Source organism: Kribbella sp. NPDC056951, assembly GCF_042674205.1.
Lineage (GTDB): Bacteria > Actinomycetota > Actinomycetes > Propionibacteriales > Kribbellaceae > Kribbella > Kribbella yunnanensis.
Genome location: NZ_JBHUQZ010000007.1, coordinates 369,557 through 392,923 on the forward strand (window position 1 = coordinate 369,557; position 23,367 = coordinate 392,923).

22 protein-coding genes, 1 pseudogene and 1 other annotated feature are annotated in these 23,367 nt (G+C 66.0%); of the genes and pseudogenes, 14 read left to right on the forward strand and 9 right to left on the reverse strand.

All coding sequences use genetic code 11. The annotated features are described in order from the left end of the window. The first annotated feature begins 118 nt into the window (after positions 1 to 118). Positions 119 to 1,355 (forward strand): annotated as a pseudogene (locus ACFTSF_RS27470) (IS3 family transposase). Beyond that, positions 397 to 528, forward strand: a sequence feature (AL1L pseudoknot). (Overlaps the previous pseudogene by 132 nt.) Positions 1,356 to 1,469: 114 nt before the next feature. On the opposite strand, the gene ACFTSF_RS27475 reads toward ACFTSF_RS27470, so the two are convergent. Together ACFTSF_RS27475 and ACFTSF_RS27480 are read right to left on the reverse strand one after the other, a co-directional pair. Continuing rightward, positions 1,470 to 2,126, reverse strand: a complete 657-nt coding sequence (locus tag ACFTSF_RS27475) for a response regulator (protein WP_380156785.1) — start codon at positions 2,124 to 2,126, stop codon at positions 1,470 to 1,472. Next, complete coding sequence (locus ACFTSF_RS27480) at positions 2,123 to 3,112, reverse strand: sensor histidine kinase (RefSeq protein WP_380156787.1); 990 nt, start codon at positions 3,110 to 3,112, stop codon at positions 2,123 to 2,125. The genes ACFTSF_RS27475 and ACFTSF_RS27480 overlap by 4 nt, the downstream gene beginning before the upstream one ends. Positions 3,113 to 3,234: 122 nt before the next feature. Between ACFTSF_RS27480 and ACFTSF_RS27485 the strand changes: the two genes are divergently transcribed. From ACFTSF_RS27485 to ACFTSF_RS27495, 3 genes are read left to right on the forward strand one after another with little or no spacing between them, the layout of a single operon-like run. Next, on the forward strand, positions 3,235 to 3,936 hold the full coding sequence (locus tag ACFTSF_RS27485; RefSeq protein ID WP_380156789.1) for an ABC transporter ATP-binding protein: 702 nt from the start codon (positions 3,235 to 3,237) through the stop codon (positions 3,934 to 3,936). Further along, positions 3,933 to 4,661, forward strand: coding sequence for a hypothetical protein (locus ACFTSF_RS27490; protein WP_380156791.1), 729 nt, complete (start codon positions 3,933 to 3,935; stop codon positions 4,659 to 4,661). The genes ACFTSF_RS27485 and ACFTSF_RS27490 overlap by 4 nt, the downstream gene beginning before the upstream one ends. Next, on the forward strand, positions 4,658 to 5,278 hold the full coding sequence (locus tag ACFTSF_RS27495; RefSeq protein WP_380156793.1) for a hypothetical protein: 621 nt from the start codon (positions 4,658 to 4,660) through the stop codon (positions 5,276 to 5,278). Before ACFTSF_RS27490 ends, ACFTSF_RS27495 begins: the two co-directional genes overlap by 4 nt. A 9-nt stretch (positions 5,279 to 5,287) precedes the next feature. Here the strand turns inward: ACFTSF_RS27495 and ACFTSF_RS27500 are convergent, their stop codons facing one another. Next, complete coding sequence (locus ACFTSF_RS27500; RefSeq protein ID WP_380156795.1) at positions 5,288 to 5,671, reverse strand: PPOX class F420-dependent oxidoreductase; 384 nt, start codon at positions 5,669 to 5,671, stop codon at positions 5,288 to 5,290. A gap of 58 nt (positions 5,672 to 5,729) precedes the next feature. On the opposite strand from ACFTSF_RS27500, the gene ACFTSF_RS27505 reads away from it, so the two are divergent. Further along, positions 5,730 to 6,242 carry an NUDIX domain-containing protein gene (locus ACFTSF_RS27505; RefSeq protein WP_380156797.1) on the forward strand — a complete coding sequence of 171 codons (513 nt, stop codon included), beginning with the start codon at positions 5,730 to 5,732 and terminating at the stop codon, positions 6,240 to 6,242. A 99-nt stretch (positions 6,243 to 6,341) separates the two neighbouring features. Here ACFTSF_RS27505 and ACFTSF_RS27510 read toward each other — a convergent pair whose 3' ends face one another. The 3 genes from ACFTSF_RS27510 to ACFTSF_RS27520 all read right to left on the reverse strand — a co-directional run bounded on the left by ACFTSF_RS27510 (position 6,342) and on the right by ACFTSF_RS27520 (position 10,097). After that, the gene (locus tag ACFTSF_RS27510) at positions 6,342 to 8,399 is read right to left on the reverse strand and encodes a PQQ-dependent sugar dehydrogenase (protein ID WP_380156799.1); all 2,058 of its coding nucleotides are present in this window, start codon (positions 8,397 to 8,399) and stop codon (positions 6,342 to 6,344) included. 258 nt (positions 8,400 to 8,657) lie between these two features. Beyond that, positions 8,658 to 9,482: a MauE/DoxX family redox-associated membrane protein gene (locus ACFTSF_RS27515; RefSeq protein WP_380156801.1), complete on the reverse strand. Its 825-nt coding sequence runs from the start codon at positions 9,480 to 9,482 to the stop codon at positions 8,658 to 8,660. A 12-nt stretch (positions 9,483 to 9,494) separates the two neighbouring features. Continuing rightward, positions 9,495 to 10,097: a cell wall protein gene (locus ACFTSF_RS27520; RefSeq protein ID WP_344149203.1), complete on the reverse strand. Its 603-nt coding sequence runs from the start codon at positions 10,095 to 10,097 to the stop codon at positions 9,495 to 9,497. A gap of 24 nt (positions 10,098 to 10,121) precedes the next feature. Between ACFTSF_RS27520 and ACFTSF_RS27525 the strand changes: the two genes are divergently transcribed. The 3 genes from ACFTSF_RS27525 (at position 10,122) to ACFTSF_RS27535 (ending at position 12,241) form a co-directional block, all read left to right on the forward strand. Continuing rightward, positions 10,122 to 10,382, forward strand: a complete 261-nt coding sequence (locus tag ACFTSF_RS27525; protein ID WP_380156803.1) for a hypothetical protein — start codon at positions 10,122 to 10,124, stop codon at positions 10,380 to 10,382. Positions 10,383 to 10,905: 523 nt separating this feature from the next. Then, on the forward strand, positions 10,906 to 11,037 hold the full coding sequence (locus ACFTSF_RS27530) for a hypothetical protein (protein ID WP_380156804.1): 132 nt from the start codon (positions 10,906 to 10,908) through the stop codon (positions 11,035 to 11,037). Positions 11,038 to 11,248: 211 nt separating this feature from the next. After that, positions 11,249 to 12,241 (forward strand): TerC/Alx family metal homeostasis membrane protein, encoded by a 993-nt coding sequence (locus ACFTSF_RS27535; protein WP_380156806.1) that lies wholly within the window; start codon positions 11,249 to 11,251, stop codon positions 12,239 to 12,241. A 105-nt stretch (positions 12,242 to 12,346) separates the two neighbouring features. Here the strand turns inward: ACFTSF_RS27535 and ACFTSF_RS27540 are convergent, their stop codons facing one another. Beyond that, positions 12,347 to 13,579 carry an MFS transporter gene (locus tag ACFTSF_RS27540; protein ID WP_380156808.1) on the reverse strand — a complete coding sequence of 411 codons (1,233 nt, stop codon included), beginning with the start codon at positions 13,577 to 13,579 and terminating at the stop codon, positions 12,347 to 12,349. 407 nt (positions 13,580 to 13,986) lie between these two features. Further along, positions 13,987 to 14,751: a GNAT family N-acetyltransferase gene (locus ACFTSF_RS27545; protein ID WP_380156810.1), complete on the reverse strand. Its 765-nt coding sequence runs from the start codon at positions 14,749 to 14,751 to the stop codon at positions 13,987 to 13,989. 35 nt (positions 14,752 to 14,786) lie between these two features. Between ACFTSF_RS27545 and ACFTSF_RS27550 the strand changes: the two genes are divergently transcribed. The 6 genes from ACFTSF_RS27550 (at position 14,787) to ACFTSF_RS27575 (ending at position 22,961) form a co-directional block, all read left to right on the forward strand. Continuing rightward, positions 14,787 to 15,683: a phosphotransferase enzyme family protein gene (locus ACFTSF_RS27550; protein WP_380156812.1), complete on the forward strand. Its 897-nt coding sequence runs from the start codon at positions 14,787 to 14,789 to the stop codon at positions 15,681 to 15,683. A gap of 340 nt (positions 15,684 to 16,023) precedes the next feature. Next, positions 16,024 to 17,037 carry an ABC transporter permease subunit gene (locus ACFTSF_RS27555; protein WP_344149213.1) on the forward strand — a complete coding sequence of 338 codons (1,014 nt, stop codon included), beginning with the start codon at positions 16,024 to 16,026 and terminating at the stop codon, positions 17,035 to 17,037. Next, complete coding sequence (locus ACFTSF_RS27560; RefSeq protein WP_380156813.1) at positions 17,034 to 17,984, forward strand: carbohydrate ABC transporter permease; 951 nt, start codon at positions 17,034 to 17,036, stop codon at positions 17,982 to 17,984. The genes ACFTSF_RS27555 and ACFTSF_RS27560 overlap by 4 nt, the downstream gene beginning before the upstream one ends. A gap of 44 nt (positions 17,985 to 18,028) precedes the next feature. Then, a complete protein-coding gene (locus tag ACFTSF_RS27565; RefSeq protein ID WP_344149217.1) occupies positions 18,029 to 19,690 on the forward strand; it encodes an ABC transporter substrate-binding protein in 1,662 nt (553 codons plus the stop codon). A gap of 5 nt (positions 19,691 to 19,695) precedes the next feature. Continuing rightward, positions 19,696 to 21,915, forward strand: coding sequence for a glycoside hydrolase N-terminal domain-containing protein (locus ACFTSF_RS27570; RefSeq protein WP_380156815.1), 2,220 nt, complete (start codon positions 19,696 to 19,698; stop codon positions 21,913 to 21,915). A 32-nt stretch (positions 21,916 to 21,947) separates the two neighbouring features. Continuing rightward, a complete protein-coding gene (locus ACFTSF_RS27575) occupies positions 21,948 to 22,961 on the forward strand; it encodes an iron-siderophore ABC transporter substrate-binding protein (RefSeq protein WP_344149221.1) in 1,014 nt (337 codons plus the stop codon). Here ACFTSF_RS27575 and ACFTSF_RS27580 read toward each other — a convergent pair. Further along, positions 22,945 to 23,364, reverse strand: a complete 420-nt coding sequence (locus ACFTSF_RS27580; protein ID WP_380156817.1) for a carboxymuconolactone decarboxylase family protein — start codon at positions 23,362 to 23,364, stop codon at positions 22,945 to 22,947. The genes ACFTSF_RS27575 and ACFTSF_RS27580 overlap by 17 nt on opposite strands. Positions 23,365 to 23,367: the final 3 nt, after the last annotated feature.

The window sequence follows — 23,367 nt, forward strand, 5'->3', positions numbered from 1 at the left end:
CACCCACCACCTCCTGTCCGTAACGTCACCCACCCCCGCAGGCCATCCGCATCGCCCTGCAACACCTTGAGCCGCCCCGGCGTGTCTGGAGATTTCATTCGTTGGAAGGATGAAGTCCATGGCACGTCCGTCGTCGTATTCGCCCGAGATCCGTGAGCGCGCGGTCCGGATGGTTGTTGAGTCCAAGGCCGACTACGGCTCAGAGTTCGAGGCGATCAGGTCAGTCGCGTCGAAGCTGGGTATCGGCTCGGCCGAGACGCTGCGCAAGTGGGTGCGCCGGGCCGAGGTTGATGCCGGCCAGCGGCCCGGGGTTACCAGCGAGGAGTCGGAGCAGCTGAAGGCGCTGAAGCGGGAGAACGCCGAGCTGCGCCGGGCGAACGAGATCTTGAAGTCGGCAGCGACTTTCTTCGCGGCGGAGCTCGACCGCCCACACAAGTGATCATTACTTTCATCAACGATCACAAGGACCGTTTCGGGGTCGAGCCGATCTGCCGAGTGCTGTCAGAGCATGGCTGCAAGATCGCCCCATCCACCTACTACGACAACCGGAATCGTCAACCCAGTAAGAAGACACTGCGCGATGCCGAGTTGATCTCGGTGATCGAGAAGGCCCGCAAAGTCCGGTTCGTGCGGCTGTTTGGGGCCGCCAAACTCTGGCTGCATCTGCGGACCTCGGGTCACGACGTGGCTCGCTGCACGGTGGAACGGTTGATGAACCAGATGGGCATCAGCGGCGTGATCCGGGGCAAGGCGCCGCGGACCACCATCGCTGACCAGGCCGCAAACCGGCCGCCCGACCTGGTCGATCGCCGGTTCGCCGCCTCGGCCCCGAACCGGCTGTGGGTGGCCGACTTCACCTACGTGGCGACCCGATCCGGCACGGTCTACGTCGCGCACATCGTGGACGTGTTCTCCCGCCGGATCATCGGCTGGAAAGCAGCCACCACGATGACCACACCCCTGGTTCTGGACACCCTCGAGATGGCGATGTGGGCCCGCCGAACCGAAGGAGTCGCCGACCTGACCGGACTGGTCCACCACAACGACGCCGGCACCCAATACACCTCGATCGCCTTCACCCAGGCACTGCTCGACGCTGGCATCGACGCCTCGGTCGGATCCGTGGGCGACGCCTACGACAATGCCCTGGCCGAGACCCACATGGGCCTGTTCAAGTCTGAACTGATCAACCCTTACGGACCCTGGCAAGGCCTCCACGACGTCGAAGCAGCCACCTGGACTGGGTCGACTGGTTCAACACCGCCCGGCCCCACGGATCGATCCAAGACCTGACACCGATCCAAGCCGAACAAACTCACTACACTCACCGAACCCGCCTCGCCGAGGCCAGCTAACACCTAACGAAGCCTCCGGACTCGCCCGGGGCGGCTCACCTGCGCGTCGAACCCGGTCGCATCCACGGAGCCGGTATCTCGGGTATCTGCCTGGGGCGTCCGGGTGTGGGGCCGTCAGTTCGGTCGGGGTGTGGTTACGAGGCCTCGTTCGTAGGCGGCTATTACTAGTTGAGCCCGGTCGCGGGCTTGGAGTTTGGCGAGGAGGTTGCCGATGTGGGTCTTGGCTGTGCCCATCGAGATCGTCAGCGTGTGGGTGATCTCCTGGTTGGACAGGCCGCGGCCGATCAGGGTGAGGACTTCTGTCTCGCGCTCGGTGAGGAGTGCAGAGGTTGCCTTGGGCATCGATCGGCCTAGGTAGTGCTCGATCAAGCGGGTCAGGATGCTGGGGGCGAAGAGCGATTCGCCGGTGTGCGTCCGCCGCACGGCGTCGACCAATCGATCGGGTTCGGCATCCTTCAGCAAGAAGCCGCTGGCCCCGGCCTGTAGAGCGGCGTGAACGTACTCGTCCAGCTCAAACATGCTCAGTACGACAACCCGTGTCCCAGGCAGTTCGCTGGTGATGCGCCGGGTCGCCTCGATCCCGTCTCCGCCGGGCATCCGGATGTCCATCAGTACGACGTCCGGTCGTAACTCGGCGGTCTTCGTGACCGCGTCCTCGCCGGTCCCGGCCTCGCCGACCACCTCAAGATCACTTGCCCCGTCGACAATCAACCGCAGGCTGTGCCGAATCATCGGCTGGTCATCGACAACCAGCACCCGTACGGCGCTCACCGGCGATCGGGCAATCGTGCGATGACCTGGTAGCCCGGGCCGCGTCGTGGGCCTGCCTCCAAGGTCCCGTCCAGGGCGCCCACCCGCTCCCGCAGGCCGGCTAGCCCGGCACCAGCACCCGGGTGCGGAACCCAGTCTGGCCCGGGTCCGTCATCCGTGACCGTGATCAGGATCGTGTCGGCCTCTCGTCGTACGGCGACCTCGGCGGACGTCGGCCCGGCATGCCGGGCGGTGTTGGCGAGGGCCTCGCGGACGATCGCGCACACCGTCAACTGAACCCCACCCGATACCTCGCCGACGCCACCGACCGTCCGCTGATCCCCGCCCGACACCTCACCGACGTCCTCGACCGTCGGCTGATCCCCGCCCGACGCATCGCCCACCTCGGCGACCTTGCCGATCTCGCTAACCTCACTCGACCCCTCCCCGGCCTCGCCGATGGCGAGCTTCACACGGACCCCGCTGGTGCGGGCGACCTCGATGATTTGTGGTAGGTCGGCCAGGGTGTCGGCTGGGCGTAGGGACGTGTCGTCTTCGGGGGAGCGTAGGACGGCGAGCATTCGGCGGAGTTCGGTGGTTGCCTGGCGGCCGGTGTGCTCGATGTCTGTTAGGGCGGCGATGCGTTCGGCGTCGCCGGCTGGGCCGGTTAGCGTGCGTGCGGCGGCGGCGCGGACGGTGACTAGGCCGAGGCCGTGCGAGGCGAGGTCGTGCAGGTCGCGGGCGATTCGCAATCGCTCGGCCTGGATCGCTCGCTCGGCGGCCCACGCGGTCAGTTCTTCCTCGTACTGGCGTCGCCTGCGGCGGGTGGACAGCAGGGCCCAGACGACGACCGCGGCCGCACAGCTCACCAGCACGAGAGTGACGGCAATCGCGGCTGCCTGCGGGCTGGCCCCGACACCGGCGAGGACGAGCACCAGAAAACCCAGTACGGCAAGCGCAATCGGCCAGGCGCGGGAACGCAGTACGGGCCGATCGCTGGCTTCCACCTGGCCAGTCTAGATATCCAAAGGCCCCTCGCACATCGGACCTAGGTCTGACAGACCTCAGACCGAGCAGGTCCGGACCCGAGCCCGATCCGGACCTCGTCGACGACGGCTGGGATGGGCGCATGATCACGATCGACCAAGTCGTCAAACGCCGCCGGTCCCGCACGATCCTCGATCACGTCGGCTTCGAGGCTCGCCCCGGCCGGGTGACCGCGTTCCTCGGCCCGAACGGCGCCGGCAAGTCCTCCACCCTGCGGATCCTGCTCGGCATCGACCACGCCGACAGCGGCAGCGCCCTGTTCAACGGGCACCCGTACCGAACACTGTCCGACCCGCTCAACACCGTCGGATCGATGCTCGAAGGCTCAGGCGCACACCGTTCCCGCACAGCCCGGAACCACCTCGCCTGGATCGCCCGGAGCAACGGGATCCCGCTGCGCCGGATCGACGAGGTGCTGGACGAGGTCGGTCTGGCGGGAGACGCCAAGGTCCGCGTGGCGAAGTACTCGCTGGGGATGGGCCAGCGTCTGGGGATCGCGGCCGCGCTGCTCGGCGAACCCGAGATGCTCGTGCTCGACGAACCGGTCAACGGCCTCGACCCCGAGGGCATCCGCTGGATCCGCGGACTGCTACGCGGCCGAGCCGAGGCGGGCGGCACGGTACTGCTCTCCAGCCACCTGATGACCGAAGTCGCCGACGTCGCCGACGATCTTGTGGTGATCGCAGGCGGCCGGATCGTGACGACCGGGACCGTCACCGACGTGACAGCCGGGTACGCCGACCTCGAGGAAGCCTTCTTCGCGCTCACCGGGGCGACCCGATGAACGCGCTCAGAGCCGAGCTACGCAAGGCATCCACGCTCCCCGCGGTCCGGGCCGGTCTCGCCGTCACGCTCTTCGGATCCATTGCGATCACGGCGCTCAACGCAGGTCACGCGACCGGGTCGGCGTTCGACACGGCGTTCGCGAGTATGCCGTTGGGGACGGTCGGCGCGGTCGTGATCGGGGTCGTTGCCTTCAGCAGCGAATACACCGCGAACAACGCAGACGCCGGCGGTGGTCGTCAGATCATCACGACTCTGACGGTGACGCCACGGCGGGTGCAGGTCCTCGCAACCAAGATCGTCGCGATCGTCCTGCTCATCGTCGCCTCCGCCGTGGTGACTCTGCCGGTCACAACTGGAGTCGCCCACCTGCTCGTCGACACCACCGCGCCCGCGACCAACATCGTTGGGCGATCCGCCGGCGGAACTCTCTACTGGGTGCTCAGCGGACTCCTCGGCTTCGCGATCACGATCATCCTCCGGAACGGCGTCATCCCGCTCATCGTGCTGATCGTGAACAGTTCGCTGGCCTCGGTATCGCTCCTGCTGTCGAAGCTCACGCCGCTCGCCCACTACCTCCCGGACATGGCCGGCCGGCGACTCTTCGGTGGCGTCAGAACAGTCGAAGGCGGACTCGACGCCGTACCGGGTGGGTTGGTGATGACGGCCTGGGCGGTGCTGTTCTGCATCGCCGCCGGGTTCGTGTTCATCCGCCGGGACGCGTGAACGTCATCCGAGCGGAGCTGGCCAAACTCCGCACCCTCCCAATCACCACCTTCACGATCACCGGCACGATCGCAGTCGCACTCCTGATCGCGATCGCGCTGGAGCGATCCGGCGAACCCGTCGACGTGGTGCCGTACGTCCAAGCAGGGTTCGTGCTCCTGGGGATTATCCCGGTCGCGCACGAGTACGCCGGCCGCCAATTCGGTACGACGCTCCTCGCCGTACCGGCCCGTGGTCAGCTGCTCATCGGCAAGACCGTGGCAACCCTCATCACCCTTGCGCTCACCGCGATCGCAACAGCCCTGGCGCAGGAGGATCGGCCAGTGGGAGCGGCGGCGTACCTCACGCTGATCGGGCTACTCGCGTACGCCGTCGCACTGCTCGTCCGGCACCTCGTCCCTGCGTTGGTCGGCATGCTCTGCCTGGTCCTGATCGTGTCGCCGTTGCTGGCCGCGGTCACCGAACACGCCCGCTGGCTCCCCGACCGCGCGGCGGCCGAGCTCTACCGCCCAACCGACTCGGTCCTCACCGCGACCACCGGCACGCTGGTCGCCGGCGCGTGGATCACGGTTCTCGCCGCCGTGGCCATCCGCCGCTTCCACCGCCGCGACGGATGACCCGGTACCTCAGACGTTGCGGCGGCTGCTGCCCTCGAAACCCCAGCTGAGGATGCGTTCTGGGTGGATGCGGATGATCTCGCGGCTGAAGCCCGGCATCGGGGGAGTCACGTCCTCGATGGCCTCGGCGCGGCCGCGGATCTCGATTCCGCGCACCTCCCAGCCCTGCTCGGTGTTCAGGTCGTCGATCACGAGCGACACCTGCGGATCGGCCTGGACGTTGTGGAACTTCCGGCTGGCACCGAGGCCGTGCCCGCCGATGTCGATGTGGTCGTCGCCGACGAAGTACCCGACCGGATTGTTCTGAACTGTGCCGTCGGGGACCTTCGTGGCCAGCCGTCCCAGCTTCTGCCCGCTCAGGAAGTCGAGCTCACCGCTACTGAAGATGCTCATCCGGCGATCGTGCAACCTGAACCCGAGTTGAGGTCAAGCGTGCTCCTAGGGTTATCCCATGAGCAGACAAGACGACCTGATCGCCGACGGCGAGCCCGAGGAGGAGTTTCAGCCGGGGATCGCGGAGATCCTTCCGCGCAAGCGGGTGTCGGGCGGTGCGCTGATCCGCGATCGGGACGGCCGGATCCTGTTCATCGAGCCGACGTACAAGCCGCTGCTGGACATCCCCGGCGGGATCGCCGAGCCCGACGAATCGCCGTACGACGCCTGTCAGCGGGAGGTGCTCGAGGAGGTCGGACTCGATCTGACCATCGGTCCGATGCTGGTCGCCGACTGGGATCCGGCTCGCGGTGTTTGGCACGACGCCCTGGCCTTCGTCTTCGACGGCGGTGTACTCACCGGCGACGAGCAACTCGTCCTGCAGCCGACCGAGGTACGCACCGCCGTCTTCCTCACCCTCGACGAAGCCGCACCCCAGCTGCGCCCCTCCATGCACCGCCGCCTCACCCTCGCCCTACACGCCCTCGAAACAGGGATCCCCCAGTACTCCGACTTCGGTCGGCGTCGGTAACGACATGTAGTAGGTGTCTACGTAGACCGCCCGGCACGCTCAGGGGATGAGCGGCCGGGCGGCTTTTCGGGACTACTACGTGTTCTTGGCTACAAGGGGTCAGCCGAACTTGAGGCGGACGATGACGTTGTCGAGGGTGTTCGGGCTGCCGCCGTTCTTGTCGTTGTTGGTGGAGGTGACCCAGAGGCCGCCGTCTGGGGTTTTGGTGACACTGCGGAGGCGGCCCCAGCGACCGGAGAAGACGGCTTGCGGGGTGCCTACGCCGGTGCCGGCGGAGTTGATCTGGGTGACCCACAACTGCTGACCGGTGACACCGGCGATGTAGATCCAGTCGTTGACGATCTCCAGGCCGCTGGGTCCGGCCTGTGACGTGGACCAGGTGCGCTTCGGCGCGATGTAGCCGCTGCAGTCGCCGATGGTTCCTTCACAGGCGGGCCAGCCGTAGTTGCCGCCCTTCTGGATCAGGTTGAGTTCGTCCTGGCTGCTGTCGCCGAACTCGGACGCCCACAGTTGACCGCGCGAGTCCCATGCGATGCCCTGCGGGTTGCGGTGGCCGCGGCTCCAGACGTAGCGGGCGTTACCGCCGCTGCTGAAGAACGGGTTGTCGCTGGGCGGGGTCCCGTCGGCGTTCATCCGCAGGATCTTGCCGTTCAGCGAACCGTTGTTCTGCGCGTTGCCGGTGTTCTGCGCATCGCCGACCGACGCGTACAACTTGCCGTCCGGACCGAACGCGATCCGGCCGCCGTTGTGGTACCGGTTCTTCGACAGCCCGGTCAGCACCGGCGACGATGTCGTGCCCAGTACGCCGTTCTCGTACTTCATCCGCACGACCCGGTTGTCGCCCGAAGCCGTGTGGTAGAAGTACACCCAGTGGTCGGTCTCGAAGTTCGGCGAGATCGCGATACCGAGCAGACCGCCTTCACCGGTGGTCGTCACCGCGCCCGGCACCTTGCCGAGAGTGGTCTTCTGGCCGGTCGCCGTTACCCGCACGACCTCGAACCGGTCCCGTTCGGTCACCAGCGCCGACCCGTCCGGCAGGAACGCGACACTCCAGCCGAGGTCGACCTTCGCGATATCCCGGTCGTACGCCGGAATGCCGCCGGTGCCCGTGGTCGACGTACGGACGGTCAGTGCGTTGCTCGCCGGCGACACGTTGTTGTTGGGGTCACGGGCCTTCACGGTGAACGTGTAGCTGGTGTTCGGGGTCAGCCCGGTCACGGTCGTCGTCAACGAACCGGTCGAGGCGACCTTGGTCGTGCCCTGGTAGACGTCGTACCCGGCGATGCTGCCGCTGTCGTCGGTGGACGCGTTCCAGGCGAGGGAGGCGCTGTTCGAGGTCACCGCCGTCGAGCGCAGGTTGCCCGGCGCCGTCGGCGGCTGGGTGTCGTTGCTCGGCGGAGTGGTGAAGGCGACCACGTTGCTCTGCTGCGAAGCGTTGCCTGCGGCATCGAATGCGCCGACAGAGATGTCGTACGCCGTATTGGCGGTCAAGGTGTCCACTGTCGCCGTCAACGTGTTGCCGTCGACGACCTTGAGGACGTTGCCGCCACGGTTGATCTCGTACCGGGTGACCGCGACGTTGTCGCTGGCCGCGGACCAGGTGAAGGTGGCCGCGTTCGACTTGATGTTGCTGACCACCAGGTTGCTCGGTGGGGTCGGCGGGGTGGTGTCGTCGCTGACCGGGTTGACGGTGAGCTTGTCCGCGTTCGGTCCGCCGTCTGCGGTCGTGGCGCGGGCGCGGATCTTGTTGCTGCCGGCGGCGAGTTGGAGGCGGACGGTCTTGGTTGCCCAAGTCGTCCACGCGCCGGTACCGGGGTAGGTGATTCCGACGGCGCCGGAGACGCCGTTGACGGTCCAGTCGAGCGGCCGGGTGGCCGTCGTGCCGTTGGCGAAGCGGAGCGTCACGTCGGCCGGACCGGCGGGTGCCGTGACGGTCCATTCGACGTAGCTGCCGACGAGGTTGTCGTAGTTGACGAAGCCGGTGCCGGTGTAGCCGGCGTGATTCGACTCGACCACTCCTTGGGAGATGGTCGCGGTCTCCGCCTGGTAATCAGTCGGGGCCGCAGTGGCGGTGGGAGGTGCGGAGGTCAGGGCGAGCGCGGTGGCCAGTACGGCCGCGCCCGAGACGAACCTGCGCCGGAGCGTGCGTGGTGTCATCGGAGGTCTCCTGGTGTTCCGGGGCGGTAGGAGCTGCAGGGGAACCACATATCATTAGGAAAGTTTCCTAACGATATTGGGCATGACACCACCAGTGAGCAACTGGTGTCAACGGGTGACGCCTGCCCTCCGAAGATGATTGCATGGGTGGGCATGCGCTTTCCCCGTGAGCGAGCGCAGCGAGTGAACAAAAGGCGCAGTCGGCGGAAAGCCCCCGTGGAACCGGGTGAGCGGTTCCACGGGGGCTGGGTGGGGTGACTAGCTGGCTAGGCCGAGTGGCGCCGGGCGGTAGAGCGTGTGACCCGATGTCTCGTCGACGACGGCGACCCGGACGGCCTCCGGGCTGGCGTCGACATGCGGTACGGCGAATACGGCGGTGGCCGGGCGACCGTCGTACCGGGCGGTGTAGCTGACGAACCGCCAGTCCGCCTCGTCCCAGTAGTCGCGGATGTCGGACCGCAGGAGTCCGGTCACCGCGCGATGGGCGGGGCTGAGGAGGAGCAGGCGTTGGGTGGCAGCGAGCGGTACGGCGTTGCTCGCGGTCCCGGCGAGTGGGTGACTGAGCTGGATGCGCAGTCTCCGGAGCGGGAGTAGCCAGTAGCGGTCAAGCTCGGGCGACAGTACGACGAATGCTGCCGCCTCCGCGATCAGGACGAGTGCCGCCGGTCCGGCCGACCACCATCCTTGGGGTGCCGTCAGCGCGGCTGCTGCTGTTGCTGTCAGCAACAATGCGCGGCCGATCGACCGCGCTCCCACGGGTTTGGCCGCCGTACCGGCGCAGCCGCAGGACGCCTCGGGGACGACGAGTTTGGCGTAGATGAGGTAGGCCGTGAAGCCCACGCCGAGTGCGGTTGCCGCCAGCACTTCTGGAGTCCAGGCGGGCGGACTCAGCAGTGCCAGGGCGAGGACCGCTTCGATGGCGCCGACGGTGCGATAGGCGGGCTTGGCCCGTTTCTCGCCGACGAGCTTCGGGAGTGCGGTCTTGGTTGCCTCCTCCGGTCGGGACAACTTCCCGTACGACGTCCAGAGGAGGAGTAGTCCGATCAGCAGCGGCTGGGCGGCCGCCACCTGCTGTGCGAACATCGCGGTCCCCGTTCAGTTCGCCGCGTAGATCGTCGCGAGGTCGATCTCGTTGGTCCCCGGCCGCCAGGCGCCGATCACCTGGACATGCCGGCCGACCTTCAGCATGGACAGGTCCGAGACCGCGGGTGTCCCGTTGTAGACGGCCGCCGTAATTCCTTGCTGGACATGGCCGACGACCTTCTGGCCGTGGTGGTCCAGGTTCAGACCGGTCCGGCCGATCGAGTTGATCATCACGTCCAGGTTGACGATGTTGATCCAGACCGACTCGGCTGCGAGTACGCCGTTCGGCAGCTTCACGCCACGTGCGTACAGACCGTCGCCGATCCTGGCCTGGTCGATCGTGGTCGGCTGAAGTTTCCAGACGCTCGTCACTCCGGTCAGCTGGATCTTGTGCAGCCGGCCGTCAGATCCCTGTACCTGCAGGAGATCCTGGTTGCGGCCGGTGATCAGACCTTCCGCGAAGTTGGGATCCGGAGCACCCGGATCCGGTACCTGCGCCGACGCCGCGAACGCAGCCTCCGGCGCCAGCGATCCCATCGCACTGGCCGCAACCAACCCGGTCGCGCCGAGTGCAGCACGCGTGAGCAGGGCACGCCGATCCATCGTCGATGTCATCTCAGCTCACCTCATCCCACATCGATGCCGGCCGGAATCAACCCGGCACTCAGACTGGCGATCCGCGTGAACGCCGCCGGAGTCAGATCCATCACCCGGTTCGACGCACAAGTCCCTCCGCAGCAAGCCCGCTCACCACAGAACGACCGAGTCCGCGGCCCACAGTCCGCGATCGACGTCACCACCCGCGCGCCGTTGCACAGGTTGGTCGTCGCATGCCGGAACCCGCACGTCCGCCGGGAAACCCCGGTGACCCCGCAGTTGTCCGGCCTGGTGATCGCATAGCAAGCGTCCGACGTATTCGTCCACGCATGCTGGAAGTTCCCCGAATGACACGTCCCGCAAGCACCGGTCCCGGTACTCGCACAAGGTCCCCATGCGTTCCCGCAACAGAACCACGACGCTTCGCCGACAAGTCCGTACATCACATCCATGACGTTCCTCCAGGTCTAGGGGCGGTAAGACCTCAGAACTTCTTTGTACTCCTCAGAGCAGAAATCTCCCAGACCTCGACAGAAACGGAAACTTTTTGCCTAACGAGACCCACCCGACCCGGAAAAGCTGTGGGGTGGGTGTTGAACCCTCGGTGTGTCGAGGGGGCGGTAGACCTGCTCGCCGCCGAACTCGTCAGCCGCGATACCACTCCCCGGAGGTTCGGGTGGTTGGAGCGGTTGCCTTGGGCTACTAATCCGGTGGTGGCTGAGGTGTTGGTGCGGTTGGCGAGGGTTCGGGCTGGGTAGCGGGTGCTGGATCCGTTCTGTGGGTCGGGGGCGTTGCTGGTCGCGGCGAGTCGGCAGGCGGACGGCGTATGGGTGGTGAGATCGCGCGGGTGCTCACCGCGGAGGGGCGTGCGGTGTTGCTGGCCGAGGACGGGCGGGTGTTGCGGTTCAACGGGGCTACGCCGACGGCGTTCGTGGTGATGCCGACGCGGCGGGGGTAGCGCGGGCGACTGTATGCGGTATACGCTCCTGTATCGGTATCGGATACAGTTGGTGTGTTTGTGGAGGGGAGTATTCCGTAACGGCAGTGTCGTCATCACGGGAGGCCTGGGCGGCCGAACCGGTGCTGCCGGCCTGGAGTGATCCAGGCGGAAGAGACCTCCGGACCACGTACTTCGTCACGCGTCCGGAGGATCGCTCATGGTTTCTGTCATGCCCCCGCTTGTCTGGGTGCTCACGATTGTCGGGTTGCTCGCGATCGTCGCCTTCGATCTGATCGTGATCGCGCGGCGGAATCACACCGTGACGATCAAGGACGCGACCCGGTGGGTGCTGGTCTATGTCGGGCTGGCCGCGTTGTTCGCGGTTGGGTTGTTCCTGTTCAGTGGTGGGAAGACCGGCGGGGAGTTCGTCGCCGGGTACATCACCGAGTACAGCCTGAGTGTCGACAACCTCTTCGTCTTCGTGATCATCATGGCGCGGTTCAGTGTGCCGGCGATGGCTCAGGACAAGGTGCTGTACATCGGCATCGTGGTGTCGATGGTGCTGCGGGCGGTCTTCATCCTGGCCGGTGCGGCGGCGATCTCGGCGGCCAGTTGGGTGTTCTACATCTTCGGCGCGTTCCTGGTCTACACCGCGATCAAGCTGGCGATCGAAGGCGAGAACGACGAGGCCGACTTCCAAGAGAACGCCGTACTGCGGGGCATGCGCAAGATCCTCCCGCTCGGTCACGACTACGACGGCGCCAAGCTGGCGACTCGGGACCAGCAGACCGGCAAGCGGCTGCTGACCCCGCTGGTGATCGTGATCTCCGCGATCGGGATGGCGAACGTGATCTTCGCGCTCGACTCGATCCCGGCGATCTTCGGGCTCACCCAGGACGCCTACATCGTGCTGACTGCGAACGCGTTCGCGCTGATGGGGCTGCGCCAGCTGTACTTCCTGATCGGCGGACTGCTGGAGCGGATCGTCTACCTGAACGTCGGCCTGTCGGTCATCCTCGCGTTCATCGGCGTGAAGCTGATCGTCGAGGCGCTGCACGGTTCGCACATCGACGACATCGGAGCGATCCACCTCCCGCACATCGGCATCATCACGTCGCTCAGCTTCATCGCGGCGACTCTGTTCGTCACCACGGTCGCCAGCCTGATCAAGTCGTCGCTGGACGCCCGCCGCGTCCCGGTGAAGATCAAGATCGACGAGTAGGCGGACCGCCCCCACTCACCAACTCCCGCCGGAGGGTCCGGGCCACGCTCGCGTGAGCGTGAGAATGCCCCGCCGGGCGAGGTTGGTGAGTGGCACAGGTCCGGCCTAGACGCGGGCCGGTGTCCGGAGCCGGGCGTAGAGCGCTGGGATCGGGGCCAGCAGTAGACCCGAGGCGACCAAGGCCGTGCGGAGGCCGGCTCGGCCGGCGAGGGCGCCGAGCGGGGGACCGCCGGCGACCTGGCCGATCGCGTTTGCCTGGGAGACGAACGAGATGACGGTCGCCCGCGAGCGGGACTCGACGTTGCGGTTCAGCCAGGCGGACTCGATCGGCCAGGACAACGCGTCCGCGATACTCCGCAACCACATCGCGGCGAGTGCCAACCACAGGTTGCCGAGCAAGGCGAACGCCAGCACGCCGACGACCTGCAACAGCGCGAGCAACGCCAGTACGCCGTTCGGGTGGGTAGCCGTCAGGCGTTCGGGCGACAGCTTGTGCAGGATGAGTGAGCTGATCAGCGTCAGCAGCGTGCCGACCAGTCCGAGCATTGTGAACCACAACGCCGGATCCGACGTCCCGAACACCGTCGGGAACTCGAAGCTGAGGATCTTCACCTGCCACAACCGGTCGAACGCCTCACTCGACAACCCGGCGATCAGGCTGATCAGTACGAGCGTGCGGACGACCGGCCGCTTCCGCGCGACCGCGAGACCGTGCTTGAACGTGTCGGCCATGTGCTTGAACGTCTCCCGCTCACCGACCGGCGTCCGCTGGAAGTTCACCTCTCGCATGAACATCCCGAGCAGGACGGCGAGCACGATCATCCCGACGCCGGACAGCTTGATCGGCAGCGACAAATCGAGCAGCCCGAGCGCGCCGGCCGAGACGGTCCCGAGGATCGTCCCGCCAAGCCCGAACTGCTGCGTTCGAACCAGTACGGCGGCCACCTGGTCAGCGCCGATCTCGTCGGCCAGCCAGGCCTGATCGGCGCCCGAGGTGAACGTGTACCCGACACCCCAGAGCACTTGCGCACCGAGGATCGCGACGAATGTCGGCGACAACCCCTGAAGCAGGAATCCGCAGCCGATCAGCGCGACCCCGATGACGACTGACAACCGCCGGCTGTACAGGTCGGCGACGATGCCGGTCGGGATCTCGAACAGGAAGCAGGCGAGCTCGAGCGTGGTCCCGACGAGCACGAGTTGCAGCGGACTGAGGCCCGCCTCGCGGACGTAGTACACGGCGCTGAGCGTGAAGCACAATGCAGCGCAGAACGACCAGACGGTCTTGTAGGTGCGATAGGTCCGGACCGGATCGGCCGAACGATAACTAGTACCCATAAAACGTTTGCTCCTGAAAGCGTGCATGACGAAGCGCGGCCCGGGAGTGGGTCGAACGCGGCGTGACGCACAACGGCCTAGGGCGTGTCTCTTGAGTCCCCGCCTACTGCGCTGCACTCAGCACGGCACCTCGCCGCACTGGAGGAAAGGCCACGATGGAAAAACATCGAGGCCTCCCCTCCAGCACACCGAGCTACCGCACCGAGCACATTCTCGCTACGGCGCGGACCCAAGAGACACACCCAACGGCGGTGGTGCGCTTTCAGGAGCGGGCTTGCATGGGATGAGAGTAGAGGGATTCCCGGCGCGTCCGCCTCCGATTTACCGGGCCGTGCACTCCGAACCGGAGTAGTATCGAAAGTGCCTGGCCCGGCCGTTCCCCCGTGATGGTCGGGTCAGGTCTTTTGTTAGAAAGTCTTCCGGTAGCGGGGCTGTCGTTCGACGATCCGATACCCGAGCGACTCGTACAGAGCCACGCTCCCGGTCGGGTTCTCCGCCAGCGTCCACAGCGATGCCGTCCGTACGCCGTGCTCCCACAACTGCGCGTGATTCGCGTGTAGCAGCGCGGATGCCAGCCCCCGACGCCGGTACGCCGGCCGCACGCCGACCCACGGTGTGTCATCCCTTCCGCTGACCACCCAACCAGCGAGCTTGTCGCCAACCCACGCCAAGGTCCACAACCGGTAGTCCGGGTAGTCGTCGGCAATGTCCTGCTCGAATTCCTCGAAGCTGTCCTGGACATACCCGAGCGAGTTGCCCCCGAACACCTCCGCGTTCGCCTCGAAAACCGCCCGATGATCCGCAGCCGACGCCGCCCGCACCTCAACCCCCTCAGGCAGCCGTACGTCGCCCGGTTCCGCAAGCTCAACGGTCATCCGCACCCGCGTGAACACCACCCGATACCCGGCCCCCCGCACCAACGCCACGTCGCGCTCCGACACCGGGTTCACCCCGAACACCGGCGTACCGACGCTGTCGCCCGCCGCGTGCTCCCGAGCCCGTTCCTCAAGCCAGGCAAGGATCGTCCGCCCATACCCAAGCCCTTGATGAGCCGATTCAACCGACCCCAGCAACAAGTACAGCCGCGTCCCGTCCGCCTCGTCCCACCACGTCATCCGCGCAGTGCCAACCTCAACCCCACCCACCAACACCACACCATCCGAAAATTCCACCCACCCACTGTCCCAGCCCCTGGCACGATGATCGAATGCTTTCGCCGACGCTGATCTCGTCCACGTTCGACCTCGACATCAACCGGATCGAACCCACCCGCGCGGGCGACGAAAGCTCGCCAGGCAACGGCAACTGGCACGTGTGGACCGGTGCCGGCGATCACCACATCCTGCGGCGGCACCACGTGCTGCACACCGAGGACAGCCTGGCGTACGAGACGAAGGTCCTCGACCATCTCACCGATCGCGGCTGGTGCGTACCGCAGCGCATCGCCAGGCCAATCCAGTACGACGGTCGCCTGTGGTCGGTGACCCGATTCGTCCCAGGCGGACCGCATTCGGAGGAGACCGCGGATCAGCGGACCGAACGGGGGAGCGTGCTCGCGCGACTGCACGATGATCTCCGCGGGCTCGACTTCGGTACCCGGCCCACGTTCTACGAGGCCTGCGATCTGGACGGGATGGGCGGCTTCCAAGACTGGGACGCCGGCGTCGAGGCGCTGCAGAGCGTGCGACCGGACCTGGCCGACCGTTCCGAGGAACTGATGGATCGCGCGAAGAGGCTGGTCGTCGAGCACAGGCTGCGCGAGTTGCCGAAGACGATCGTGCACGGAGACTTCGCCGAGTGGAACCTGCACTTCGCAGACGACGGCCGATTGGGCGGCGTGATCGACTTCGACCTGTGCCACCCCGACAGCCGGGCATGGGAGTTCACCATCGCCCGCGTCTACCGGTCGCCTGAGTTGGTCACCGGATATCAGCGCACTTCCGCGCTTCCGCTGTCCGACAGTGAGCTCGCTGCGTTCGGGCCGTTGCAGGTTGTGTTCAGGGCGTTGTCGGTGATGGCTGCGCTCTGGGACGGCCGGCAGCGGGGGAGCTTCGACGAGGTCTATCTCGAGCGGCAGCTGAGCCTCGGCCAAGTCTTGACATAAGGGCTGAAGGCGCGGTTGACTGCGAGATAGTTCACAGAGGTAATAAAATCTGGTGCGGTCCGGTGTCGGTGGCTCAGAGCGACCCCGGGCGGTATGCGCGGTGCCCGGGTCCGATGGAATTTCGCCATCGGGCCATCTGGCGTTTTCTATGGTAGTTGCCTGAGGCAACGCGAATTTTCCCTTGTCTGCAAGGGATTCGGCGGATTCGGTCAAGGTCGGGTATCGACAGCGCCGGGGACTCTTCCAACCACGGGCGTTCTGTGTCATCCTCCCGGTGAGTGAGGTCCGAGATCCTATCGGATATCGGTTTCACTCCGATCGGTGACGGAAAGGATGCGGAGTGAGTGCAACGTACGAGGTGCGGGGTAATGAGTCGGCGGCGGCGCCGCCCGCGTCGGCTCCGGCGAAGGCGGTGACACGGACTGCGGTGCCCCGGCCGAGCAGGGCGACGCAGGCGAAACGCAGTCTGCGCCGGCACTGGCAGCTCTATCTGCTGGTGCTTGTGCCGCTCGCGTACTTCGTGATCTTCAAGTACATCCCGATCAGCAACGCGGTGATCGCGTTCAAGAACTACAGCCCAGTGAAGGGTCCGTGGGGCAGTGACTGGGTCGGGCTGAAGAACTTCCAGCTGTTCTTCGACAACCCCGTGTTCTGGACCCTGGTGAAGAACACGTTCCTGCTCGCGGCCTACACCGTGCTGGCCAGCTTCCCGATCCCGATCATCCTGGCGATCGCGCTGAACGAGATCCGCAACGGGCGGTTCAAGAAGCTCGTGCAGTTGGTGACGTACGCGCCGTACTTCATCTCCACCGTGGTCGTGGTGTCGATGACGATCCTGGTGCTGTCGCCGCGGCTCGGGTTCGTGAACGACGCGATCGGGTTGTTCGGCGTACCGGCGGTCGACTTCCTCGGCAACCCGGACTACTTCCGGCACATCTACGTCTGGTCGGACGTCTGGCAGACGACGGGGTACTCGGCCGTCATCTACCTGGCTGCGCTGGCCGGGATCGATCCCGCGCTGCACGAGTCGGCCCGGATCGATGGCGCCAGCCGACTGCAGCGGATCTGGAACGTCGATCTGCCCGGCATCATGCCGACCGCGGTCATCATCCTGGTGCTCGGCGTCGGCAACATCATGTCGATCGGGTTCGAGAAGGCCTTCCTGCTGCAGAACCCGCTGAACCAGGCCCAGTCCGAGATCATCGCGACCTACGTCTACAAGACCGGCCTGCTGAACGCCGACTTCTCGATGGCGACCGCCGTCGGCCTCTTCAACTCCGTCATCAATCTCGTCCTGCTGGTCGTCGTGAACTTCGTCGCCAAGCGGATCACCGGGAACGGACTCTGGTCATGACGATTACGATGCAAGGCTTCCGCCGTACGGCGAAGCAGCCGGAGAGCTCGCACCGGACCGCGATCGAGGAGACCCGGACCGACAAGATCTTCCTGGTCGGTGTCCGGATCATGCTCTGGGTGGCGCTGATCGTGGTCGCCGTGCCGCTGATCTACATCGTTGCGAACTCCTTCAGCAGCGCCTCCGCGGTGAGCGCCGGCCGGGTCCTGTTGTGGCCAGTCGAGCCCAGCCTGAAGGCGTACAAGACGGCGTTCGCCGACCCGGCGATCATGCAGGGCTACCTGAACTCGTTCATCTACGCGATCGGCGGCACGCTGATCAGCGTCACGCTGACGATCGCGATCGCCTATCCGCTGTCCCGCCGGACCTTCTTCGGCCGCAACGTGATCATGAGTCTGCTGGTCTTCACCATGCTGTTCTCCGGCGGCCTCATCCCGACTTACCTGGTGGTCCAGGACCTCGGCATGCTGAACACCCGCTGGGCGATGGTGATCCCGAGTGCGATCGGGGTCTGGCAGGTGATCATCGCGCGGACGTTCTTCCGCTCGACCATCCCGGACGAGCTCTACGAGGCGGCCACCATCGACGGCGCCAGCGACCTGCGGTTCCTCTGGTCGATCGTGCTCCCGCTGTCCAAACCGGTGATCGCGGTGATCGCGCTGATGTACGCGATCTTCCAGTGGAACAGCTACTTCGACGCCCTCATCTATCTCAAGGACCCCGGTCTGTACCCGCTGCAGATCATCCTCCGGAACGTGCTGATCCTGAACCAGGCCACCTCCGGCTCCACCACCCAGAACCTGGCCCAGCAGCTCGACCAGCAGCAACTGGCCAACGTCCTCAAGTACGCGCTCATCGTCATCTCGAGCCTGCCCGTACTGGTCATCTACCCCTTTGTTGCCCGCCACTTCACCAAGGGCGTGATGGTCGGCGCGGTCAAGGGCTGACAGTGCTTTCCCGAGCACGGCCCTTCTCAGAAAGGAACACAGCAATGCGCGTATCACTGCGCAAACTGTCCGCGCTCGCCGCGGCCGGCTTGCTCGCCACCCTGGCGGCCTGCAGTTCGGACAAGACCGACAGTGCGGCGAACGAGACGTCGGCCGACGGCAAGACGATCATCGACGTCTTCAGTCCGGCGGACTCGACGACGAACATGGACACGAACCAGGTCACCAAGGTGATGAGTGACAAGTTCAAGATCCAGTTCCGCTGGCAGACCACGACCCTCGACGCCGGGCCGGCCAAGGAGAAGCGGCAGATCTCGCTGGCCAGCGGGGACTACCCGGACCTGTTCTTCCTGATCCCCTGGGTGGACGGCTTCACCCAGGCCGACGTACTCAAACTCGGTCAGCAGGGGGTTGCCCTCCCGCTGGAGAACCTGATCAAGGAGAACGCCCCGAACATCCAGAAGTTCCTGGACGAGAACAAGGACTACAAGCAGGAGTCGACCGCGCCGGACGGGCACATCTACGCGCTGCCGCAGTGGGCGGACTGCTACCACTGCAGCCGGCCGGACAAGCTGTGGATCAACTCGGCCTGGCTGAAGAAGCTCAACCTGCCGATGCCGAAGACCACCGAGGATCTGCGCAAGGTGCTCCAGGCCTTCAAGACCCAGGACCCGAACGGGAACGGCAAGGCCGACGAGGTCCCGATGACCGCCGACATCCAGGACGGCGCGCTGATCCCGTACCTGATGGGCGCGTACGCCTACGACCCGGTCGGCGCCAACAACGGCGTCCGTTCACTGCTCACCCTGAACGGCGACAAGGTCGTCACGCCGGTCACCAGCCCGGAGTGGAAGGAAGGCCTGAAGTACATCGCCTCCCTCTACAAGGAAGGGCTGATCGACCAGGCCGCGTTCACCCAGAACGCGCAGGCGTTGCAGGCCCTGGGCAACGACCCGAAGGCGGTCCGGATCGGCTCGGCGCCGATGCTGCACCCCTACATCTTCGTCCAGTCCGACTCCAAGGACGGCCGGGACAAGCAGTACGACGCCGCGCCGCCGCTGACCGGTCCGGCCGGGAAGAGCTACACCGGCTACCAGTACCTGACCTCGACCAACTACACCTTCATGCTGACCAACAAGGCCAGCAAGGAGGCCCAGGTCGCGGCGATCAAGATGCTCGACTACATCTTCTCCGACGAGGGCCAGATGATCGGCGGGATGGGCCCCGAGGGGATCGGCTGGACCAAGCCGGGCCCCGGTGACATCGCGCTCGACAAGGACACCAAGCCGCTCTACAAGCCGAAGTCGGACACGCCGAAGAACCTCAGCTGGGGCGCGCTCACGCAGTACCACAACGTGCTGGCGTACCGGAACGCCCAGGTCGTCCCGCTCGACATCTACTCCGGTGCCGGCTACGAGCGGCGGCTGTTCCAGGCCACCAAGCTGTACGAGGGTCACGAGGACAAGTCGCTGCTGTACCCGCAGGCCGTGGTCTGGCCCGACCCGAACCTGGCCGGCGAGACGGCGACCCTGCAGACCAACCTGCAGAACTACGTGAACCAGAACCAGTTGGCGTTCGTCACCGGGTCGAAGAACATCGACGCCGAGTGGGACACCTACGTGAAGGGTCTGGAGAGCACGGGCATGCCGCGCTACCTCGAGATCAACCAGCAGGCCTACGACAAGTACAAGTCCGGGAGCAAGTAACACCCATGTCCCACGAACTGTGGTTCCGTACCCCCGCGCCGGACTGGTTCGAGGCGTTGCCGGTCGGCAACGGGCACCTCGGAGCGAAGGTGTTCGGCCGGGTCGGTGCGGAGCGGATCGCCCTGAACCTCGACGACGTGTGGTCCGGCGACGGGCCGCGCGAGCTGACGGTGACGGGCGGTCCGGAGGCACTGGCCGACGTACGGCGGTTGTTGCTGGCCGACGGTGATCAGTTGGCGGCGACCGAGCGGACCCGCGATCTGCAGGGCCCGCTGGTCGAGTCGTACCAACCGCTTGCCGACCTGCTGATCCAGACGGTCGGGGAGCCGGACGACTATCGCCGGAGCCTCGATCTGCGGACCGGCGTGGTCGGGGTCGACTACACAGTGGATGGGACGCGGTTCCGGCGCGAGACCTACGTGTCCGCGCCGGACCAGGTACTGGTCTGGACGATCACGGCCGACCAGGCCGGGGCGATCGATCTGGACCTCGGCCTGTCGAGTCAGCATCCGATCACTGCACTAGTTGCCGATGGCATCTATGGTGTCGTCGGTCATGCGCCGTCGGAGCTGACGATCGAGTATCGCGAGAGCCCGGATCCGATCCAGTACCGCGACGGTCACGGGATCGGGTTCGGGATCGCGCTGAAGGTCCATCACGAGGGCGGCACGGTGCTGCTGTCCGATGACGGCATCAGTGTCAGGGGTGCGACCAGTGTGACGGTGTTGCTGGCTGCGGCGAGCACGTTCGAAGAGTGGTCGGTTCCGCCCGGTCGCGATCCGCACACCGCGTTGCTCGCGGCAACCGACGTACTGGCTGCTGTTGAGCTGGACCAGGTGCGTGAGCGGCACATCGAGGATCACCAGCGGTTGTATCAAAGGGCTGAGCTTCAGCTGGACAACGACGATCGGGTCGCGCTCACGTTCAACCTCGGCCGCTACCTGCTGATCGCGTCCTCGCGACCGGGGACGCAAGCGGCCAACCTACAAGGCATCTGGAACGAGGACCGCCGGCCGATGTGGGCCAGCGACTGGACCAACAACATCAACACCCAGATGAACTACTGGCCCGCCGACGTCACCGGACTCAGTGAATGCTTCGAGCCGCTCATCGACAACCTGGAGGTCCTGGCTGCCTCCGGTGCGAACACAGCAAGGATTTTGTACGACGCTCCCGGCTGGGTCTCGCATCACAACTCCGATATCTGGGCGGCGACCTGGCCGGTCGGCGAAGGCGGTGACGATCCCGTCTGGGCGATGTGCGCGACCTGCGGTGTCTGGCTGAGCGCGCACCTGATGGAGCACTACCGCTTCGGCCAGGATCTCGACGTACTGCGGAATCGGTCCTACCCGCTGATCGCCGGTGCCGCGGAGTTCGTGCTCGCGATGCTGGTCGAGGACGCCGACGGCCGACTGCAGTTCGTCCCGTCGACCGCGCCCGAACACCACTTCATCCTTCCGTCCGGCGAGAAGGCATCCGTCGACCTGACTTCGACGTACGACGTCTGGGTGATCCGCGAGCTGTTCGCCAACCTCGCCGAGGCGGAGACCGCACTCGGGCTGAGCTCCGAGCTCAGCGCACGTGCACAAGCAGCGCGCGAGCGGTTGCCGGAGATCGGGATCACGTCGGACGGCCGACTGAACGAATGGCCGACCGATTGGACGCCGTCTGAGATCAACCACCGCCACCAATCGCACCTCTACGGGCTGCACCCGGGGGCCGAGATCGACCCGACCCGTACGCCGGAATGGGCGGAAGCAGCGCGGAGATCGCTGACCGTCCGAACCGATGGGGCGACGAACGGCGGTTGGACGGCGGCCTGGTTGGTGGCGTTGTGGGCGCGGTTGTTCGAGGGGGAGAAGGCTTATGAGGTCATCCAGGACTACCTGGCTCGGCTGGTGTCGGACAACCTGTTGCACCGCGACGGCGACATCTTCCAGATCGACGCGAACTTCGGCATGACCGGCTGTATCCCCGAGCTGCTGATCCAGAGCCACACCGACGTGATCCGCCTGCTGCCGGCGCTGCCGAAAGCCTGGCGGGACGGTTCGTTCCGCGGTCTGCGGGCGCGCGGGGGACTGGTGTTCGACGTCACGTGGCGCGACGGCGTACTGACTGAAGCCTCGGTGGTTGCCGCGCGCACCGGAGTGCACCGGATCGGCCTGCCGGACAAGGAGATCGAGGTCGAACTGCCCGCCGGTCGATCGGTGGACCTGGTGAGGTGAGCCTTACCAAACTTGTTGTAGTCTCAACGTCCGTGAAGAAACCTCTCGGAATCATCGTCGCGGTCGCTGTCCTCGCGCTGGCCGGTTGTGGTGGTGGCGACACGAAGAGTGCCAACACCGGGGCCGGGGACAAGGAAGTGGCGACCGGCGGGCGGCTGTTCAAGACCGCCGACGCGGAGACCGCCAAGCTCGGCTCGGACGCGCAGCCGGGGGTCTTCCCGCGGACCGTCAAGCACGCGCTCGGTGAGGCCAAGCTGGACAAGAAGCCGAGCCGGGTCGTGGTGCTGGACAGCGGCGAGCTGGACGACGTGCTCGCGCTCGGCATCACGCCGGTCGGGATGGCGACGAACACCGGGCAGAACGGCGTTCCGTCGTACCTGGCGGACAAGGCGCAGGGGATCAAAACGGTCGGCGGGGTCAGCGAGCTGAACCTTGAGGCGATCGCGGCCCTGAAGCCGGACCTGATCCTGGGCAGCAAGCTGCGCGCCGCCACGCTGTACGACAAGCTGAACGCGATCGCGCCGACGGTGATGAGCATCCGGCCAGGGTTCCCCTGGAAGGAGAACTTCCTGCTGGTCGCGGACGCGGTCGGCGAGGAGGACAAGGCCACCCAGGTCCTGAACGACTACCAGAAGCGCGCCGACGAGGTGAAGGGCAAGGTCCAGGGCTCGCCGACGATCTCGCTGGTCCGGTTCCGTCCGGCCGAGATCCGGCTGTACGGCAACCTGTCGTTCATCGGCGTGATCCTGAAGGACATCGGGCTGCCGCGGCCGAAGGTGCAGGACGTCCAGGACCTGGCGGTCGAGGTCTCCGAGGAGAACATCGGTCAGGCCGACGGCGACTGGATCTTCTACTCCAGCTTCGGCCCGATCACCGGCACCAAGGAGTCACAGGTTGTCAACGGCAACCTCTGGAAAGCACTCCCGGCGGTGAAGGCGGGGCACGCCAAGCGCGTGAACGACGAGGTCTGGTTCCTCGGCCTCGGCCCCATCGGCGCCATGGACACCCTCACCGACCTGGAGAACTTCCTCAGCGGTCAGAGCTGACCGGTAGCAACCCGCGGTCGGCGAAGACCTTCTTGGCCACGCCGACCGCGTTCAGGGCCCGCGGGAAACCGGCGTACCCGGCCGTGTGGATGAAGGTCTCGACGATCTCGGCCGGTGTGAGCCCGACGTTGAGGGACGTTTTCACGTGCACCTCGAGTTGTGGCTCGCAGCCGCCGAGCGCGGCCAGGATGCCGAGGGTGATCAGCTGCCGCTGCTTCGGGTTGAGTCCAGGTCGGGCATAGATGTCACCGAAGCCGAAGGCGACGATGTGATGAGCGAGGGCGGGCGCGATATCGGCCAGGTTCTCCATCACGGCCGGGGCCGACCCGCCGTCGACCTCGGTCAGTACGGCGAGACCTCGCTCGTACCGCGCCTTCTCCTCGGGACTGTTGATGTCTGTCATACC